1 rRNA gene is annotated in these 1,649 nt (G+C 57.9%); it reads right to left on the reverse strand.

Annotation, left to right across the window (positions count from 1 at the left end):
- Positions 1 to 1,334 (reverse strand): 16S ribosomal RNA (locus NDI56_RS21650); the annotation flags it as partial.
- Positions 1,335 to 1,649: the final 315 nt, after the last annotated feature.

The following is a 1,649-nucleotide window of genomic DNA, read 5'->3' on the forward strand; positions in this document are numbered from 1 at the left end:
GAGCAGGGACGTATTCACCGCGCGCTTATGACACGCGATTACTACCGAATCCAGCTTCATGCGGGCGAGTTTCAGCCCGCAATCCGAACTACGACTGCGTTTAGAGATTAGCTTCGCCTCTCGGCGTTGCATCCCTCTGTCACAGCCATTGTAGCCCGCGTGTTGCCCGGTCCATTCGGGGCATACTGACCTACCGTTGCCCATTCCTTCCTCCATTTTAGCAATGGCAGTCCTCCTAGTGTACCCAACCACCACAGGGGTGTTGCTGGCAACTAGAAGTGTGGGTCTCGCTCGTTGCCTGACTTAACAGGACGCCTCACGGTACGAGCTGACGGCGGCCATGCACCTCCTCTCAACAGCTCGGGTAAAGTCGTCAACCTGACCGTCGTTACTGTTGTCGGGACCGGTGAGATGTCCGGCGTTGAGTCCAATTAAACCGCAGGCTCCTCCGGTTGTGGTGCTCCCCCGCCAATTCCTTTAAGTTTCATCCTTGCGGACGTACTTCCCAGGCGGCTCGCTTATCGTCTTCACTACGGCACATCAGGCGCTCATGGCGCGTGACATACCTAGCGAGCATCGTTTACAGCCAGGACTACCCGGGTATCTAATCCGGTTCGAGACCCTGGCTTTCGTCCCTCACTGTCGGGTCCGGTCTCTCGACGTGGTTTCCCCATTGGTGGTCCGTCCAGGATTACAGGATTTCACTCCTACCCCGGACGTACCCGTCGAGTCTCTCGGCCCCAAGCTCTGCAGTTTCCACCGGACGCCGACGCGTTGAGCGCGTCGATTTCCCAATGGACTTACACAGCAAGCTACGGACGCTTTAGGCCCAATAATATCGGCCATCACTCGTGCTGCCGGTATTACCGCGGCGGCTGGCACCGGTCTTGCCCAGCACTTGTTCCTGAACCACCTTACGGTTCAGAAAAGCGAGGACTATATGCCCTCGCACTCGGAGTCCCCCTATCGCACTCTCGTGCAGTGTAAAGGTTTCGCGCCTGCTGCGCCCCGTAGGGCCCGGTATCTTGTCTCAGATACCGTCTCCAGGCTCTTGCTGTCACAACCTGTACCGATTATGGGCATGGTGGGCCGTTACCCCACCATCTACCTAATCGGCCGCAGCCACATCCTACAGCGCCGGAACGTTTCCAGCTCTCGGCACTCCAGCGTGAGAGCTGTATCCGCTATTGGCCTCAGTTTCCCGAGGTTATCGCGGTCTGTAGGGTAGTTTGGCCACGTGTTACTGAGCTATATGCCACGAATCTGAGTTCGTGCGACTAGCATGGCTAAATCGGACTCCGATAGCAATGGCCTCCGGCAGGATCAACCGGAATGTGCTGATATACATCAGCGGCGGAAGTGGTTGCACTCCGTCGGAAGCTAACACTGTCTGCTGTACGCTACAGCTGTCAGTATCACACATCGATTCCTATATCGATGTTAACTACTGCATGGGTCCGTGGGCTCACATCAGATTCCATCTTGACGGCGGACCGCAGGGGTGGAATCCTCATGGTGCGAGCGGAAGCCGTCGGAAGACGGCCGTGCGCTCTAAGCGAACACCCGCCGACACCCAGAGGGCGTCAGCAGGCCGTCGACCCGAGCACGCTGCCCGGGGCGACCTTCGCATCATATCCGATGGGAGGGGA

It is taken from the genome of Halomicroarcula saliterrae, from assembly GCF_031624395.1.
In the GTDB taxonomy this organism is placed as follows: Archaea; Halobacteriota; Halobacteria; order Halobacteriales; family Haloarculaceae; genus Haloarcula; species Haloarcula saliterrae.